This is a genomic window from Micromonospora sp. IBSANI012, from assembly GCF_052814045.1.
The window spans coordinates 607,223-620,950 of record NZ_CP199933.1; the positions used below are offsets into that span (position 1 = coordinate 607,223).

The window sequence follows — 13,728 nt, forward strand, 5'->3', positions numbered from 1 at the left end:
CATCGCCTGTAGAGAGGGGCCCGTCGTGTCGGGTGACCGTCCGAGCCCGCTCGTGATCGAGCGGATCCTGCGTGACCGGCAGGGCATCTGGCAGCAGATCGTCGCCGACGACGACCTGAACGCGCTGACCGGGCGGATGCTGGCCAGCTCCGCCGTCGCACTGGCCTGCTACGGGGCGGTGCTCGGCGCGTTCCACGGCGTGCTGATGGCGCTGACCTCGGCGGTCAAGCTGCCGCTGCTCTTCCTCATCACCCTGGCCATCTGCCTGCCCACGCTGTACCTGTTCAACCTGGTGTTCGGGGCCCGGCTGTCGGTACGCCAGTCGGTGGCCCTGGTGATGGTGGCGATCACGGTCACCTCGATGCTGGCGGTGGCGTTCGCCCCGATCAGCCTCTTCTTCCTGATCACGGCACCGGACTACGGCTTCTTCAAGCTGCTGAACGTGGCGATCCTGACGCTGTCGGCGCTGGTCGGGCTGCGCTTCCTCACCGGCGGGATGCAGGTGCTCAACGCGCACGGTCTGCTCGCCCCGTCGACCGCAGCCGCTGCCACTCAGGCCGCCGTCGCCGCCCCGGCCGCGCAGGCCGCCGTACCCGCCCAGCCGGCGGCCGGTGAGCCGGTCGCGGAGCCGGTGGCCGTGGCGGCGGGCGCGAACGGCGCTACAGGCGCGAACGGCACCACCACGCCGGCCGCCGAGGCGCAGCCGGTGTCCGTCGTCCCCGCGCAGCCGGCCGCCGGCGTCCCGGGGCAGCCGGTCGTGCTGGCCGGCCACCCGGTTGCGGCCTTCCCGCCCGGGATGGTGCCGCCGGGGTACGCCGGGGCGGGCCGGCCGTGGGTCACCCCGCCGGTACGGCGCGGCGAGTCGGAGCAGCGGCCGGCCAGCATGACCCTGCTGTACGTCTGGATCCTGCTCTTCGGCTTCGTGGGCACCCAGCTCGCCTGGACCCTGCGCCCGTTCGTCGGCAGCCCGGGCGAGGACTTCGCGCTGTTCCGCAGCATCGAGGGCAACTTCTACGCGGAGATCCTGCGCACCCTCGGCAACCTGTTCTGACAGGTCGCCGGGGCGGGGCCGCCCCGGCGCGACCGGGTGACGTCCGCACCACCGTCATGCCCGACCGGCGACCTCATGCCGGTCGGGCATGACGCTCTCCGGGGCGTCCTGCCCCGGTCCACCGCTGACCACGTGACCGTCCGACGCGCGAGCGCTGCCCCGCACCGCTGAAATTCCCGGTCCGCCGCGTCTTGCCGGAGAAGTTACCGACTAGTAACGTCGGGGCATGTCCATCGACTCGCGCCAGGTGGCGGCCGGAATGCTCCAGGCCGTGCCGTTCGCCCGTACCCTCGGCTTCGAGTTCGTCGAGGTCGCCCCGGAGGCCCAGGGCGGGGTTCGGGCCGTGGTCCGGCTGCCCGACACGCCGGCCACCCACAACCACGTCGGCGGCCCGCACGCCGGAGCCATGTTCACCCTCGGCGAGACCGCGTCCGGCACGGTGGTGATGGCCGCCTTCGGCCACCTGCTCGACCGTGCGGTGCCGCTCGCCGTCCGGGCCGACATCGCGTACCGGAAGCTGGCCATGGGGCCGGTGCTGGCCACCGCCCGGCTCGGTCGTACGCCGGCCGAGGTGGTCGCCGAGCTGGACGCCGGGCAGCGGCCCGAGTTCCCCGTGGAGGTCGAGATCGGCACCGAGGACGGCACCGTCACCGCCACGATGACCGTCATCTGGACGCTGCGCCCCAACCGCTGACGGCACCGACACCTGACGAAACGGGTTTGTTCGGGCGGTGCGCTGGATAGATTCGTACCGTGCTGGGCCTACCTGCTCATGTGTCCGCCTGTCTCTTCGATCTGGACGGTGTGCTGACGCAGACCGCCAAGGTGCACAACGCCGCCTGGAAGCAGACCTTCGATGCGTTCCTGGCGCGGCGTGCGGCGGCCACCGGTGAGCCGTTCAAGCCGTTCGACCCCGGGCCGGACTACAACCGGTACGTGGACGGCAGGCCCCGCGCCGACGGGGTCCGGTCCTTCCTCGCCTCCCGGGGCGTGGTGCTGCCGGAGGGCAGCCCCGACGACCCACCCGAGGCGGACACGGTCAACGGGGTCGGCAACCGCAAGAACGTCGTCCTGCTGGAGCGGATCCACCACGACGGTGTCGAGGTCTACCCGGGCTCGGTGACGTACCTGCGGGCGGCCGTCGCGGCCGGGCTGCGCCGCGCGGTGGTCTCGGCCAGCGCGAACTGCCGCGACGTGGTCGCCGCCGCCGGCCTGGAACCGCTGCTCGAGGCGCGGGTCGACGGTCTGGTGGCGCGGGCCGAGGGGCTGCGCGGCAAGCCGCACCCGGACACCTTCCTGGCCGGCGCGAAGCTGCTCGGGGTCGACCCGGCCAACGCCGCGGTCTTCGAGGACGCCCTCGCCGGGGTGGCCGCCGGGCGGGCCGGCGGCTTCGGCTACGTGGTCGGCGTCGACCGGGTCGGCCAGGCCGACGAGTTGCGCGCCCAGGGCGCCGACATCGTGGTCACCGACCTCTCCGACCTGCTGAAGGGGACGGCGGCATGATCCGCGAACGCGCTTATCCGGTCGAGCCCTGGCACATCCGGGAGACCCGGCTCGACATGGACGTGCTGGCCCAGTCCGAGTCGGTCTTCGCGCTCTCCAACGGGCACGTGGGGCTGCGCGGCAACCTCGACGAGGGGGAGCCGCACGGCCTGCCCGGCACCTACCTCAACTCCTTCTACGAGCTGCGCCCGCTGCCGTACGCGGAGGCCGGCTTCGGCTTCCCCGAGTCGGGCCAGACCATCGTCAACGTCACCAACGGCAAGCTGATCCGGCTGCTGGTCGACGACGAGCCGCTCGACGTCCGGTACGGCGAGCTGCTGAGCCACGAGCGGATCCTCGACCTGCGCGCCGGCACCCTGCACCGGGAGATGCACTGGCGCTCCCCGGCCGGGCGCCAGGTCAAGGTCCGCAGCACCCGCCTGGTCTCCTTCACCCAACGGGCGGTCGCCGCGATCAACTACGAGGTGGAGGCGGTGGACGGGCCGCTGCGGCTCATCCTCCAGTCCGAGCTGGTCGCCAACGAGACGCTGCCGGCGCAGAGCCGCGACCCGCGGGTGGCCGCCGTGCTGGAGTCGCCGTTGCTGGCCGAGGAGGAGCTGACCACCGACGACGGCGGGCTGCTCATCCACCGCACCAAGGTCAGCGGCCTGCGGGTGGCCGCCGAGATGGGCCACGACGTGTACGCCCCGGCGAAGGCCACCGTCGAGTCGGAGGGCTACGAGGACTGGGTGCGGACCACCGTCGGCTGCGTGCTCAAGCCCGGCGAGACGCTGCGGGTGGTCAAGTACCTCACGTACGGCTGGTCGAGCAAGCGGTCGCTGCCGGCGCTGCGCGACCAGGTCGGCGCTGCGCTGGCCGCGGCCCGGCTGGACGGCTGGGAGGGCCTGCGCCGGGAGCAGCGGGAGTACCTCGACGAGTTCTGGGACGCCGCCGACGTCCGGGTCGAGGGCGACCCGGAGGTGCAGCAGGCGGTCCGCTTCGGGCTGTTCCACGTCCTGCAGGCCGCCGTCCGGGCCGAGCGGCGACCCATCTCGGCCAAGGGCCTGACCGGCCCCGGGTACGACGGGCACGCCTTCTGGGACACCGAGATGTTCGTGCTGCCGGTGCTCACCTACACCCAGCCGTCCGCCGTCCGGGACGCCCTGTACTGGCGGCACTCGACGCTGGGGCAGGCCCAGGAACGGGCCCGGACGTTGAACCTCCAGGGCGCCGCCTTCCCCTGGCGGACCATCGAGGGCCCCGAGTCGTCGGCGTACTGGCCGGCCGGCACCGCCGCCTTCCACATCGCCGCCGACGTGGCCGACGCGCTGCGCCGCTACCTGCTGGTCACCGACGACGACCAGCTGGAGCAGGAGATCGGCCTGGAGCTGCTGGTGGAGACGGCCCGGCTCTGGCGCTCGCTCGGCCACCACGACCGCAGCGGTCGGTTCCACGTCGACGGGGTGACCGGGCCGGACGAGTACACCGCCGTCAAGGACGACAACATCTACACCAACCTGATGGCGCAGCGGAACCTGCTCACCGCCGCCGACTGCGCGATGCGCTTCCGCGACGAGGCGATCGACCTCGGAGTGACCGAGGAGGAGGCGGCGGAGTGGCGGGACGCCGCGAACGCCATGTACATCCCGTACGACAAGGCGCTGAAGGTCCACCAGCAGGTGGAGGGCTTCACCCGGTTGCAGGAGTGGGACTTCGAGCACACCCCGCCGGAGAAGTACCCGCTGCTGCTGCACTACCCGTACTTCGACCTGTACCGCAAGCAGGTGGTCAAGCAGGCCGACCTGGTGCTGGCCATGCACTGGCGGGGTGACGCCTTCACCGCCGACGAGAAGCTGCGCAACTTCCTCTACTACGAGCGGCGTACCGTCCGGGACTCCTCGCTGTCGGCCTGCACGCAGGCGGTGATGGCGGCCGAGGTCGGGCACCCGGAGCTGGCCCACCGCTACCTGCGCGAGGCCGCGCTGATGGACCTGCACGACCTCAACGAGAACACCCGCGACGGGGTGCACATGGCCTCGCTGGCCGGCGCGTGGATCGCGCTGGTCTCGGGCTTCGGCGGCCTGCGCGACCACGACGGGACGCTGTCGTTCTCGCCGCGCCTGTCCAGTCGGCTCAGCCGGCTGGAGTTCTCGTTGCAGTGGCGCTCGCTACGGCTGCGGGTGGACGTCCGGCCGCACCAGACCACGTACTCGCTGCGCAACGGCGGGACGGACACGGTGGTGGAGCTGCGCCACCACGGCGAGAAGATCACCGTGACCAGTGCCCTGCCGGTCACCGTCCCGGTGCCCACGCCGGACCCGCCCGGCCCGGCGCCCGAGCAACCCCCGGGTCGGGCCCCGCTGCTGCACCTGCCGGAGGACAACGCCTGACCAGCCCGACCGGCGACGAGGTCGGCTGGTCAGGGCTGGTCAGGCCGACCGCCCACGAGGTCGGCGGCTTCCACCGCACCTCGTGGTCGGGAAGGGTCAGAACTGGCGGCCGTTGGAGGGCCGGCCCCCCGCGTCGCGCGGAGCCATCGCGGCCGGGTCGTCCGCCGTGCGGGCCCGGGCCGCCTCGTCCGCCCAGTCCCGGCCGCGCTCGGCGTCCTGTTCGCGTTCTTCCTGCTCGGCCGTCCGGGTCTGCTGCCTGGACTTCTGCTTAGCCATGGCGATCCTCGCGATCCGTCGGGGCGCCGGGCACGCCGGCGCCGTCGTGCGGTCACCCTGCGGCTTCCCGAGGTCGTCGGCGACAAACGCCGGCGCGACCGCCGCAGCCCGTCGGGGCGCCCCCGCTTGGGTACCGGCGGCGCGGGTATGACCGCCGGGCCGGTACGGATCGACGGTACGGAGGGGTGCAGATGCGGACAGGAAGCAACGAGGTGACCATCCCGGTGGGCGACGTCGGGCTCCCGGCCGACGTGGTCGTCCCGGAGGGCGCGAACGGCGTGGTGCTCTTCGCCCACGGCAGCGGCAGCTCACGGCACAGTCCGCGTAACACGGCGGTGGCCGGGGTGCTGCGGAGTCGGGGCGCCGCCACCGTGCTGGTCGACCTGCTGACCCCGGAGGAGGACGCCGTCGACGCCGTCACCGCCGAGCTGCGCTTCGACATCGGCCTGCTCGCCGACCGGCTGGCCGGCATCGTCGACTGGCTGGGCACCGAGCCCACGCTGCGCCGGCTGCCGGTGGGCCTGTTCGGGGCGAGCACCGGTGCGGCGGCGGCGCTGGTCGCCGCGGCGGGGCGGCCGGACCGGGTGGCGGCGGTGGTCTCCCGGGGCGGACGGCCGGACCTGGCGGGCCCCGCGCTCGCCGGGGTACGCGCGCCGACGCTGATGCTGGTCGGCGGCCTGGACGAGCAGGTGATCACGCTCAACGAGCAGGCCGCCGCGGCGCTCACCGCGCCGCACGAGCTGCGGATCGTGCCCGGCGCCACCCACCTCTTCGAGGAGCCCGGCGCGCTGGAGCAGGTGGCGGCCGACGCGGCCGACTGGTTCGCCGCCCACCTCCGCGTCCCCGCCTGACCCTCCCCACCCACCCGGCTCCCGAGCGCGGCCCGCTCCGGAGAGCGCGGCCCGCTCCGGAGAGCGCGGCCCGCTCCACGAGCGCCCACTTTCCGCGCACTTTCACGGAAAGCGTGGCTATTCGGAGCGCGATAGCCACGCTTTCCGTGAAAGTGCGTGGCCGAGCGCGGGCCGGGGCGGGGTGGGGTGGGGCGGGGTGGGTGTGAGGGTCAGGCGTGGGTTGGGGGCGGAGTGGGGCGGGTGGTGGCGATCCGTTCGCGGTGGCGCTGGACGGTGTCGACGACCCGGTAGGCGACGGCGGCGATCGGCACCGAGACGAAGGCGCCCGCGACCCCGGCGATCAGCGTGCCGGCGGTGACCACCACCAGGATCACCGCCGGGTGCAGCTGCACCTGCCGCTTCATGATCAGCGGCTCCAGCAGGTTGCCCTCGATCTGCTGGACGGCGATCACCGCGAGCAGCACCAGCAGCGCCGTCGTCGGACCCTTGGCGGCCAGCGCCACCAGCACGGCGACCGTACCGGCGACCGTGGCGCCGATGATCGGCACGAAGCCGCCGAGGAAGGTGATCAGCGCCAGCGGCAGGGCGAGCGGCACCCGCAGCAGCACCAGGGACAGTCCGATGCCGATCGCGTCGATCCCCGCGATGATCATCGTCCCCCGGCTGTACGCGCCGAGGGTGTGCCAGCCGGCCCGGCCGGCCTCGGCGGTCAGCTCGCGGTTCGGGCCGGTCGTCCGGCGCAGCACCCACTGCCACATCGTCCGGCCGTCCTTGAGCAGGAAGAAGAGCAGCACCAGGGCGAGCAGGGCGGAACCGGCCACCTCGGCTGCCGTCCGGGCCTTGCCGACCGGGTCGAAGCCCCCGCCCATGCCGGAGCGCAGCTGCTGGAGGAGCCGGTCCAGCTGCGTGTCGCTGACCGGCAGGGTGGAGGTGACGAAGTCCCGGCTGCGCTGGACGCCCTCGCCGAGTTCCTCGCTCAGCTCGCTGAACTGGGCGGCGGTCAGGTTCCACACCAGCACGCCGACCCCGACCAGGATGCCCAGCAGCATCAGGAGCGACAGCAGCGCCGCCAGCGCGGGCGGTACCCGCAGCCGGCGCAGGCGCAGCAGCACCGGATCGAGCAGCGCGGTGAGGAAGAGCGTTACCGCCACGGCGATCGCCAGCGGCGCCAGCAGCACCGCCACCCGACCGAGCAGGTAGAGCGCGAACACCACGACCACCAGGCAGGCGCTCCACACCACCGCCGTGCGGACCAGCCAGGGCAGCGACGCCCAGGCCTGCCGTGGCCCCGGCCTGGCGCCCGCCGCCGTCACCTCGGGCGTACGCCCGGCACCGTCCTCGTCCACGTCGATCCTCCTCGGTCTCGGCGGGATCGATACCCGTACGGCCGCGCTCCGACACCCGTCGGTGGATCAACGCCGTCCCGGGCAGGTGGTTCCGCTCTGGACAGTCCCGGCCCTGAGACTCGACAACCGCCGCCGGGCATCGCCGGCGAGAAGCCCTGGCCCGCGCCGGCCACTGCGGCCGAGGTGACGGGGGCGTACGACAGGAGCCGGGGTGTTTGCGGCCGGGACCGGAGGGAACGCAGCAGGTACCGAGCGAGGAGGACCGTGGTGAGTGACTTCATGGACAAGGCCAAGGACATGGCCGACAAGCACGACAAGCAGGTCGACCAGGGCCTGGACAAGGCCGGCGAAGCCGCCGACCAGCGCACCGGCGGCAAGTACGACCAGCAGACCGACAAGGCCGTCGACATGGCGCAGGCGCGCACGGGTGAGGGCGACCAGGACCGCTGACCTCGCGTTTCCGCTGCCGGACCGCCCTCGGGTGGTCCGGCAGCGGCGCGTCCGGGGAGGGGCACGGTCTGGTCAGCATCGACCGGGCTCGCTACGATCCGCAGTCGTGGCATGACTCACCGTGGAGTCGTGCGGAGCGGACCGGCCCCGCCCGGCGCGGCGGGCCGCGGACCAGAGGGAGCCACCCCCGGTGACCGAGACTGCCCAGCCGACCATCCCGCAGCCCTACCCGTTCAGCGACCCCCACCGGCTCGACATCGACCCCCGCTACGCACGGCTGCGTCAGGAGCAGCCGTTGACCCGGATCCGGATGCCGTTCGGCGAGCCCGCCTGGCTGGCCACCCGGCACGCCGACGTCCGGACCGTGCTCGGTGACCCCCGGTTCAGCCGGGCCGCCTCGGTGGGCCGCGACGAGCCCCGCAACAGTCCACGACAGACCGACACGGGCATCCTCCAGATGGACCCGCCGGAACACACCCGGCTGCGCCGGCTGGTGGCGAAGGCGTTCACCGCCCGGCGGGTGGAGGAGCTGCGCCCGCGTACCCGCGCGGTCGCCGAGGAGCTGGTCGAGGCCATGGTCGCGGCCGGGCCGCCGGCCGACCTCGTCGCCCACCTGGCCACCCCGCTGCCGATCCGGGTGATCTGCGACCTGCTCGGGGTGCCGGTCACCGACCAGGGCCGCTTCCACACCTGGTCGGAGGCGATCGTGTCGACCACCTCGCTGCCGCCCGAGGTGGCCGAGAGCTACGTCGAGCAACTGCTGGGGTACATGGCCGGGCTGATCGCCCAGCGGCGGACCGCGCCGACCGACGACCTGATCGGCGCGATGGTCCGAGCCCGGGACGAGCACGCCGACCGGCTCAGCGAGGAGGAGGTCGTCCGGCTGGCCGCCGGCCTGCTCGCCGCCGGCCACGAGACCACCGTGACCCAGATCCCCAACATGGTGTACGTCCTGCTGACCGAGCCGGACGGCTGGGAGCGGCTACGGGCCGACCCGGCCCTGGTGCCGACGGCGGTCGAGGAGCTGATGCGGTTCATCCCGCTCGGCGCGACCGCCGCCTTCCCGCGGTACGCCCTCGAGGACGTCGAACTCGGCGGCGAGCTGGTCCGGGCCGGCGAGCCGGTGGTCGTGTCGATCCACTCGGCCAACCGGGACGAGCGGGTCTTCGCCGACCCCGACCGGCTGGACCTGGGCCGGGAGGTCAATCCGCACGTCGGGTTCGGCCACGGCGTGCACCACTGCGTCGGCGCGCAACTGGCCCGGATGGAACTCCAGGTGGTGCTGGAGACCCTGCTGCGGCGTACCCCCGGCCTGCGGCTCGCGGTGCCGGAGTCGGAGCTGACGTGGAAGAGCGGCCTGCTGGTCCGGGGGCTGACCGCGATGCCGGTGTCCTGGTGAGCCCGGAGCGGGGCCCGGCGGTGGCGGCCGGCCGGTGGCTCCGGTGAGCGCCGGGAGCGCGGCGGGCGACGCCGCCCGCTGGCGGGTCTTCGTCGACCCCACCCGGTGCATCGGGTCGGGGATCTGCGCGGGAGCCGCGCCCGCCCACTTCGTGCTGGTGGACGGGCTCTCCCGCCCGCTGGCCGAGCGGGTCGCCGCGGCGGACCAGGTGCTGGACGCCGCCGAGTCGTGCCCGATGGAGGCCATCATCGTGTCCGACGCCGAGGGGAGCCGGATCGCGCCCGAGCCGTGAGCCCGGGGCGCCCGGGTGGCCGGCGGCACCGGCCACCCGGACCCCCGACCGGTCACCAGCCCGGGTAGCGGACGCCGCTGATGTTGACCCGCAGCGTGTAGAGCGAACTGGAGGCGCAGAGGTAGAGGTGGTTGCGCTTCGGGCCGGCGAAGGTGAAGTTGGCGACCACCTCCGGCATGTGCAGCTTGCCGAGGAGGGTGCCGTCCGGGTCGAAACAGTGCAGGCCGTCGTGCGCGGCCACCCAGACCCGGCCGGCGTCGTCCAGGCGTACGCCGTCGAAGGAACCGGCGTCGCAGGTGGCGAAGACCTCGCCCCCGGCGAGCGTGCCGTCGTCGCGGACGGCGAAGCGGCGCAGGTGCTTGCGGCGGGTGTCGACCACGTACAGGGTGGACTCGTCGGCGCTGAAGGCCAGGCCGTTGGGTTGCCCGAAGTCGTCGGCGACCAGGTGCACCTCGCCGCTGGTCGGGTCGATGCGGTAGACGTGGTTGCCGCCGATCTCCGACTCGCCCCGGTTGCCCTCGTAGTCGCTGTCGATGCCGTAGCTCGGGTCGGTGAACCAGATCGATCCGTCGGAGTGCTCGACCACGTCGTTCGGGCTGTTCAACCGCTTGCCGCGCCACCGGTCGGCCAGCACGGTGTCGGAGCCGTCCGGCTCGGTGCGGGTGACCCGGCGGTTGCCCTGCTCGCAGCTGAGCAGCCGGCCGCGCCGGTCGACGGTGTGCCCGTTGGCGTACCCGGCGCTGTGCCGGAACACGCCCACCGCGCCGGTGGTCTCGTCCCAGCGCAGCACCCGGTCGTTCGGGATGTCGCTGAAGAGCAGGTACCGCCCGGCGGGGAACCAGGCCGGCCCCTCCAGCCACCGCCCACCGGTCCACAGGCACTCCACCCACTCGTCGCCGTTGACCCGTCGGAACCGCTCGTCGCACACCTCGAACCGGGTCCTGAACCTGTCCACCGTCTGCCACCCCCTGTGATCGTGTTCGGCGTGACGCTAACATGGCCGAACCACAGTCGGTCAGCTCATAATTCGACCGGATTGCATTCGAGGAGGCTCGGTGGACGACATCGACCGCGAGTTGCTGGCGGCCCTGCAACGGGACGCCACCCAGTCGTACGCCGCGCTCGCCGCGACGGTCGGGCTCTCCACCGGGGCGGCGCACGAGCGGGTCCGCAAGCTGCGGGAGCAGGGGGTCATCCGGCGTACGACGGTGGACGTCGAGCCGGCGGCGGTGGGTCGGGGGGTGCTGGCCTTCGTGATGGTCGAGGCGAACGCCTGGATGGGGGACCGGTCCACCCACGAGGCCCTGGCCGCCCTGCCCGAGGTGGAGGAGGCGCACGTGGTGGCCGGCCCCGCCTCGGTGCTCGTGAAGATCCGCGTGGGCACCCCGGAACAGCTCCAGGCCAGCCTCCGCCGGCTGTTCGCAGTCGAGGGGGTCACCGGCACCCGGACCATCGTCGTGCTGGAGACGTTCTTCGAACGTCCACTCGATCCCCGCCCGCCGACGGCCGCCCCCTGAACGACGCGACGGCCCCGCCCCGATGGGCGTGGCTGTCGCGAGGACGATCGGGGTCACCTCTGCTCGCGCAGCTCCGCCATCGAGGTCGGCCGGCCGCTGAGCGCGTCGCGCATCCGGTCCACCAGACCGGTGCCGGGGGCGAGCAGCTTGTTCGCCGGCGGGTGGTCCGGGGCGGCCGGATGGGGGCGCGTCGGCGCGGTCTTCTTCGCCGCCTGCACCTTGCCGGCCAGCTCGACCAGCTCCTCGCGCGCCATCGCGGCCCGCAGGCGGGGGAAGAGGTCGGTCTCCTCGTCCTCGACGTGGTGCCGGATCGTGCCGGTCAGGTGGGCGAGCAACGCGTCGAAGCGGGGGTCGGAGGGGTCGACCGACTCCAGTTCCTACATGGTCCGCTCGGCGTCGGCGTGCTCGGAGATCTCGTGCTCGGCGACCTGGCCGCCGTCCGGCAGCGCCTTGCGGGCGGCCGGGTAGACGTACGCCTCCTCGGCGACGGAGTGCCGGACCAGCTCGGCGATCACCACGTCGGCCAGCTGGCGGCGGTGCTCCGGCGTGCCCCGGCGGCTCTCCAGCTCGACGAAGATCGCCTCGACCTCGCGGTGGTCGGCCGTCAGCACGTCCACGACGTCCTGGTGGCTGTTCTCGTGATGGCTCATGTTCTCGTGCCCCTTAACCGGTGCGGACGGTCGGATGGGGGGCTGGTACCCGTCGGCCGCCGACCGAATCCCCTCCGGCGCGATCCGACGCGGCCGGGTCGCCGCCGCCGGCCGGACGGGCCGCTGAACAGCGACGAGGGCCGGCCTCCCCTGTCGGGGAGACCGGCCCTCGGTCGATCAGGTCGGGATCAGGAGCTGTAACCGCGGCCCGCGATCCAGTTGGCCAGCTCGGCCACGTCCATCCAGTACTCCTGGACGTCCGGCGCGGCCGGGTCGGCGATCTTGACGGTGTTGCCGTCGTCCTTGTACTCCACCACGGTCAGGTAGTGACCGGGGTAGTAGTGCTCGACGCCGTCGACGTCGACCGCACCGCCGAGGATGTTGGCGACCACCGGGTCACCGGCGTCCACCGCGGCCTTGACGTCGGCCCGGAGCCGCTCGATCTGCTCCTTGGACGCGACCTCGTCGCTGATCTCGGTGGTCTTGTACCTGCCGCCGGTGTACTCGTTGAGCACCCGGGTGACGTCGATGGCCGAGTCCGTGCCGTTCTCGGTGGTGCCGAGCTTCTCGGCCAGCTCGTCCTGGCTGACCGCCTTGCCGCCGGCCGACAGCGCCATCCGGGTCGACGCCGGGCCACAGTAGAAGAAGTTCGGCTGCGCCTGGTACTCGTAGCCGGCGCGGCGCTCGCCCTTCCCCTTGCCCTTCTCGGACACGACGGACGCGGACGCCTTCCCGGCCGGCGCGGCCTGCGCGGCCACGGCGGGGCCGACGATGGCGCCACCGGTCATGACCAGACCGGCGATGGAAAGCATGCCGTTACGGAAAATCGTCTTCATGGTCGAAGCTCCATTCGGGGGGTTGCCGCCCGGTCGTGCAGACCCGGACGCAAGCACCGGGAAAGGCGCTCGGATCATCAGCGGACGCGGGCCCACTCGGCCCGCGCTGACCAGCAACGCAACGACCGACGGCCCGGACCCATTCCGGCGCGGTCGTACGGAGAATCCAACGACCCGCCCCACCGCCCTGATTCCGCCGCCCCCGTGGCCCCCCTCACCCCCGCCCACCCCGAACCCGACACCCCGGCCGAGACCTCACACCGCCCAAGATCCGCGCACTTTCACGGAATGAGTGGCAATTCGGCGCCGAATAGGCACGCATTCCGTGAAAGTGCGGGGCCGTGAAGGGCGGGAGGTGGGGGTCAGGTGGGTGGGGGGAGGCTGCCGAGGAGGCGGGTCACGGCGATCTCGATGACGACCCGCTCGGGGTTGGGGCGGGGCTGGCGGTAGCGCTCGGCGTAACGGCGCTCGGCCTCGGCCACCGACGCCGGGTCGGTGCGGAGGGTCGCCCGGCCCTCGATGGTCAGCCACCACCGCCCGTCGAGGTGGCACACCGCGACGGGCGTGCCCTCGGGGCCGACGGCGGCGACGTGCCGGGCCTTGGCGGAGCCGCCGGAGGTGATCACCCGGGCCAGCCCGGAGTCCGGGTCGAACGTCACCCCCACCGGCACCACGTGCGGGGTGCCGTCGGCGCGCAGGGTGGTCAGCGTGGCGAGGTGCCGCTCCCGGCAGAACGCGACGACCCGCTCGTCGTGCGGGTCCAACCGATGGTCGCCGGCCATGTCCGTCCCCTTCCGGCCCGGTGCTCGGCCGGCCCGCACGATCATGGCACGCGACGGTGTACCCGGTCCTGACCAGGGGGAGTGTCCGGCTGGCCGGGCAACCGGCGGGCCTGCGCCCGGCGCTGGTGGGCGAGCCGGGTCAGGTAGATCAGCGCCCCGGCGAGGATCCCCATGTCGTCCAGGTAGATCGGGTCGGGCAGCACGTCCACCGGAAGGATCGTGTAGATCAGCGCGCCGTAGAAGGCCACCTTGCCCCCGACGCCGAGCGTGCCGAGCAGCCGGCGGGTGCGGACCACCCGGATCGCCAGCAGCACCGCGCCGACCAACGTCGCCAGCGCCAGGATGCTGCCGATGACGACGAGGACCAACGTCTCGCGGGACATGCCGTCACGCTAGCCGAACACCG

At 73.1% G+C, this 13,728-nt stretch carries 17 protein-coding genes; 9 read left to right on the forward strand and 8 right to left on the reverse strand.

All coding sequences use genetic code 11. The features are described from left to right. Positions 1 to 25: 25 nt before the first annotated feature. From ACTWM8_RS02940 to ACTWM8_RS02955, 4 genes are all read left to right on the forward strand, one after another. A complete protein-coding gene (locus ACTWM8_RS02940) occupies positions 26 to 1,051 on the forward strand; it encodes a hypothetical protein (protein ID WP_446212446.1) in 1,026 nt (341 codons plus the stop codon). Positions 1,052 to 1,277: 226 nt separating this feature from the next. Beyond that, on the forward strand, positions 1,278 to 1,745 hold the full coding sequence (locus ACTWM8_RS02945) for a DUF4442 domain-containing protein (RefSeq protein ID WP_446212447.1): 468 nt from the start codon (positions 1,278 to 1,280) through the stop codon (positions 1,743 to 1,745). 59 nt (positions 1,746 to 1,804) lie between these two features. Beyond that, positions 1,805 to 2,554 (forward strand): beta-phosphoglucomutase family hydrolase, encoded by a 750-nt coding sequence (locus tag ACTWM8_RS02950; RefSeq protein ID WP_446212448.1) that lies wholly within the window; start codon positions 1,805 to 1,807, stop codon positions 2,552 to 2,554. Further along, complete coding sequence (locus ACTWM8_RS02955; RefSeq protein WP_446212449.1) at positions 2,551 to 4,923, forward strand: glycoside hydrolase family 65 protein; 2,373 nt, start codon at positions 2,551 to 2,553, stop codon at positions 4,921 to 4,923. The genes ACTWM8_RS02950 and ACTWM8_RS02955 overlap by 4 nt, the downstream gene beginning before the upstream one ends. A gap of 96 nt (positions 4,924 to 5,019) precedes the next feature. Here the strand turns inward: ACTWM8_RS02955 and ACTWM8_RS02960 are convergent, their stop codons facing one another. Then, positions 5,020 to 5,199: a hypothetical protein gene (locus ACTWM8_RS02960; RefSeq protein ID WP_154940044.1), complete on the reverse strand. Its 180-nt coding sequence runs from the start codon at positions 5,197 to 5,199 to the stop codon at positions 5,020 to 5,022. A 191-nt stretch (positions 5,200 to 5,390) separates the two neighbouring features. On the opposite strand from ACTWM8_RS02960, the gene ACTWM8_RS02965 reads away from it, so the two are divergent. Continuing rightward, the gene (locus tag ACTWM8_RS02965; RefSeq protein WP_446212450.1) at positions 5,391 to 6,050 is read left to right on the forward strand and encodes a dienelactone hydrolase family protein; all 660 of its coding nucleotides are present in this window, start codon (positions 5,391 to 5,393) and stop codon (positions 6,048 to 6,050) included. Positions 6,051 to 6,259: 209 nt separating this feature from the next. Here ACTWM8_RS02965 and ACTWM8_RS02970 read toward each other — a convergent pair whose 3' ends face one another. Then, the gene (locus ACTWM8_RS02970; protein ID WP_446212451.1) at positions 6,260 to 7,396 is read right to left on the reverse strand and encodes an AI-2E family transporter; all 1,137 of its coding nucleotides are present in this window, start codon (positions 7,394 to 7,396) and stop codon (positions 6,260 to 6,262) included. Positions 7,397 to 7,675: 279 nt separating this feature from the next. Between ACTWM8_RS02970 and ACTWM8_RS02975 the strand changes: the two genes are divergently transcribed. The 3 genes from ACTWM8_RS02975 to ACTWM8_RS02985 all read left to right on the forward strand — a co-directional run bounded on the left by ACTWM8_RS02975 (position 7,676) and on the right by ACTWM8_RS02985 (position 9,537). Then, positions 7,676 to 7,846: an antitoxin gene (locus ACTWM8_RS02975; RefSeq protein WP_446214448.1), complete on the forward strand. Its 171-nt coding sequence runs from the start codon at positions 7,676 to 7,678 to the stop codon at positions 7,844 to 7,846. A 190-nt stretch (positions 7,847 to 8,036) separates the two neighbouring features. After that, on the forward strand, positions 8,037 to 9,245 hold the full coding sequence (locus tag ACTWM8_RS02980) for a cytochrome P450 (RefSeq protein ID WP_446212452.1): 1,209 nt from the start codon (positions 8,037 to 8,039) through the stop codon (positions 9,243 to 9,245). Positions 9,246 to 9,288: 43 nt separating this feature from the next. Next, complete coding sequence (locus ACTWM8_RS02985) at positions 9,289 to 9,537, forward strand: ferredoxin (RefSeq protein ID WP_446212453.1); 249 nt, start codon at positions 9,289 to 9,291, stop codon at positions 9,535 to 9,537. A 52-nt stretch (positions 9,538 to 9,589) separates the two neighbouring features. On the opposite strand, the gene ACTWM8_RS02990 is transcribed toward ACTWM8_RS02985, so the two are convergent. Beyond that, positions 9,590 to 10,492: an SMP-30/gluconolactonase/LRE family protein gene (locus tag ACTWM8_RS02990; protein WP_446212454.1), complete on the reverse strand. Its 903-nt coding sequence runs from the start codon at positions 10,490 to 10,492 to the stop codon at positions 9,590 to 9,592. 100 nt (positions 10,493 to 10,592) lie between these two features. On the opposite strand from ACTWM8_RS02990, the gene ACTWM8_RS02995 reads away from it, so the two are divergent. Next, positions 10,593 to 11,054: an Lrp/AsnC family transcriptional regulator gene (locus tag ACTWM8_RS02995; RefSeq protein ID WP_446212455.1), complete on the forward strand. Its 462-nt coding sequence runs from the start codon at positions 10,593 to 10,595 to the stop codon at positions 11,052 to 11,054. 53 nt (positions 11,055 to 11,107) lie between these two features. Here ACTWM8_RS02995 and ACTWM8_RS03000 read toward each other — a convergent pair whose 3' ends face one another. From ACTWM8_RS03000 to ACTWM8_RS03020, 5 genes are all read right to left on the reverse strand, one after another. Further along, entirely contained in the window at positions 11,108 to 11,389 is a 282-nt protein-coding gene (locus ACTWM8_RS03000; RefSeq protein ID WP_446212456.1) for a hypothetical protein, read from the reverse strand. 42 nt (positions 11,390 to 11,431) lie between these two features. Continuing rightward, complete coding sequence (locus tag ACTWM8_RS03005) at positions 11,432 to 11,704, reverse strand: hemerythrin domain-containing protein (RefSeq protein ID WP_446212457.1); 273 nt, start codon at positions 11,702 to 11,704, stop codon at positions 11,432 to 11,434. A 188-nt stretch (positions 11,705 to 11,892) separates the two neighbouring features. Beyond that, positions 11,893 to 12,540, reverse strand: a complete 648-nt coding sequence (locus ACTWM8_RS03010; RefSeq protein ID WP_446212458.1) for a C39 family peptidase — start codon at positions 12,538 to 12,540, stop codon at positions 11,893 to 11,895. A gap of 362 nt (positions 12,541 to 12,902) precedes the next feature. Continuing rightward, the gene (locus ACTWM8_RS03015; RefSeq protein WP_446212459.1) at positions 12,903 to 13,322 is read right to left on the reverse strand and encodes a pyridoxamine 5'-phosphate oxidase family protein; all 420 of its coding nucleotides are present in this window, start codon (positions 13,320 to 13,322) and stop codon (positions 12,903 to 12,905) included. Between the two features lie 41 nt (positions 13,323 to 13,363). Next, positions 13,364 to 13,705, reverse strand: coding sequence for a hypothetical protein (locus ACTWM8_RS03020; protein WP_446212460.1), 342 nt, complete (start codon positions 13,703 to 13,705; stop codon positions 13,364 to 13,366). Positions 13,706 to 13,728 lie beyond the last annotated feature (23 nt).

Coding starts and splice junctions, on each gene's coding strand:
- ACTWM8_RS02945 (WP_446212447.1), top strand. CDS start 1,278: ATGTCCATCGACTCGCGCCAGGTGGCGGCCGGAATGCTCCAGGCCGTG.
- ACTWM8_RS02955 (WP_446212449.1), top strand. CDS start 2,551: ATGATCCGCGAACGCGCTTATCCGGTCGAGCCCTGGCACATCCGGGAG.
- ACTWM8_RS02960 (WP_154940044.1), bottom strand. CDS start 5,199: ATGGCTAAGCAGAAGTCCAGGCAGCAGACCCGGACGGCCGAGCAGGAA.
- ACTWM8_RS02965 (WP_446212450.1), top strand. CDS start 5,391: ATGCGGACAGGAAGCAACGAGGTGACCATCCCGGTGGGCGACGTCGGG.
- ACTWM8_RS02975 (WP_446214448.1), top strand. CDS start 7,676: ATGGACAAGGCCAAGGACATGGCCGACAAGCACGACAAGCAGGTCGAC.
- ACTWM8_RS03005 (WP_446212457.1), bottom strand. CDS start 11,704: ATGAGCCATCACGAGAACAGCCACCAGGACGTCGTGGACGTGCTGACG.
- ACTWM8_RS03010 (WP_446212458.1), bottom strand. CDS start 12,540: ATGAAGACGATTTTCCGTAACGGCATGCTTTCCATCGCCGGTCTGGTC.
- ACTWM8_RS03015 (WP_446212459.1), bottom strand. CDS start 13,322: ATGGCCGGCGACCATCGGTTGGACCCGCACGACGAGCGGGTCGTCGCG.
- ACTWM8_RS03020 (WP_446212460.1), bottom strand. CDS start 13,705: ATGTCCCGCGAGACGTTGGTCCTCGTCGTCATCGGCAGCATCCTGGCG.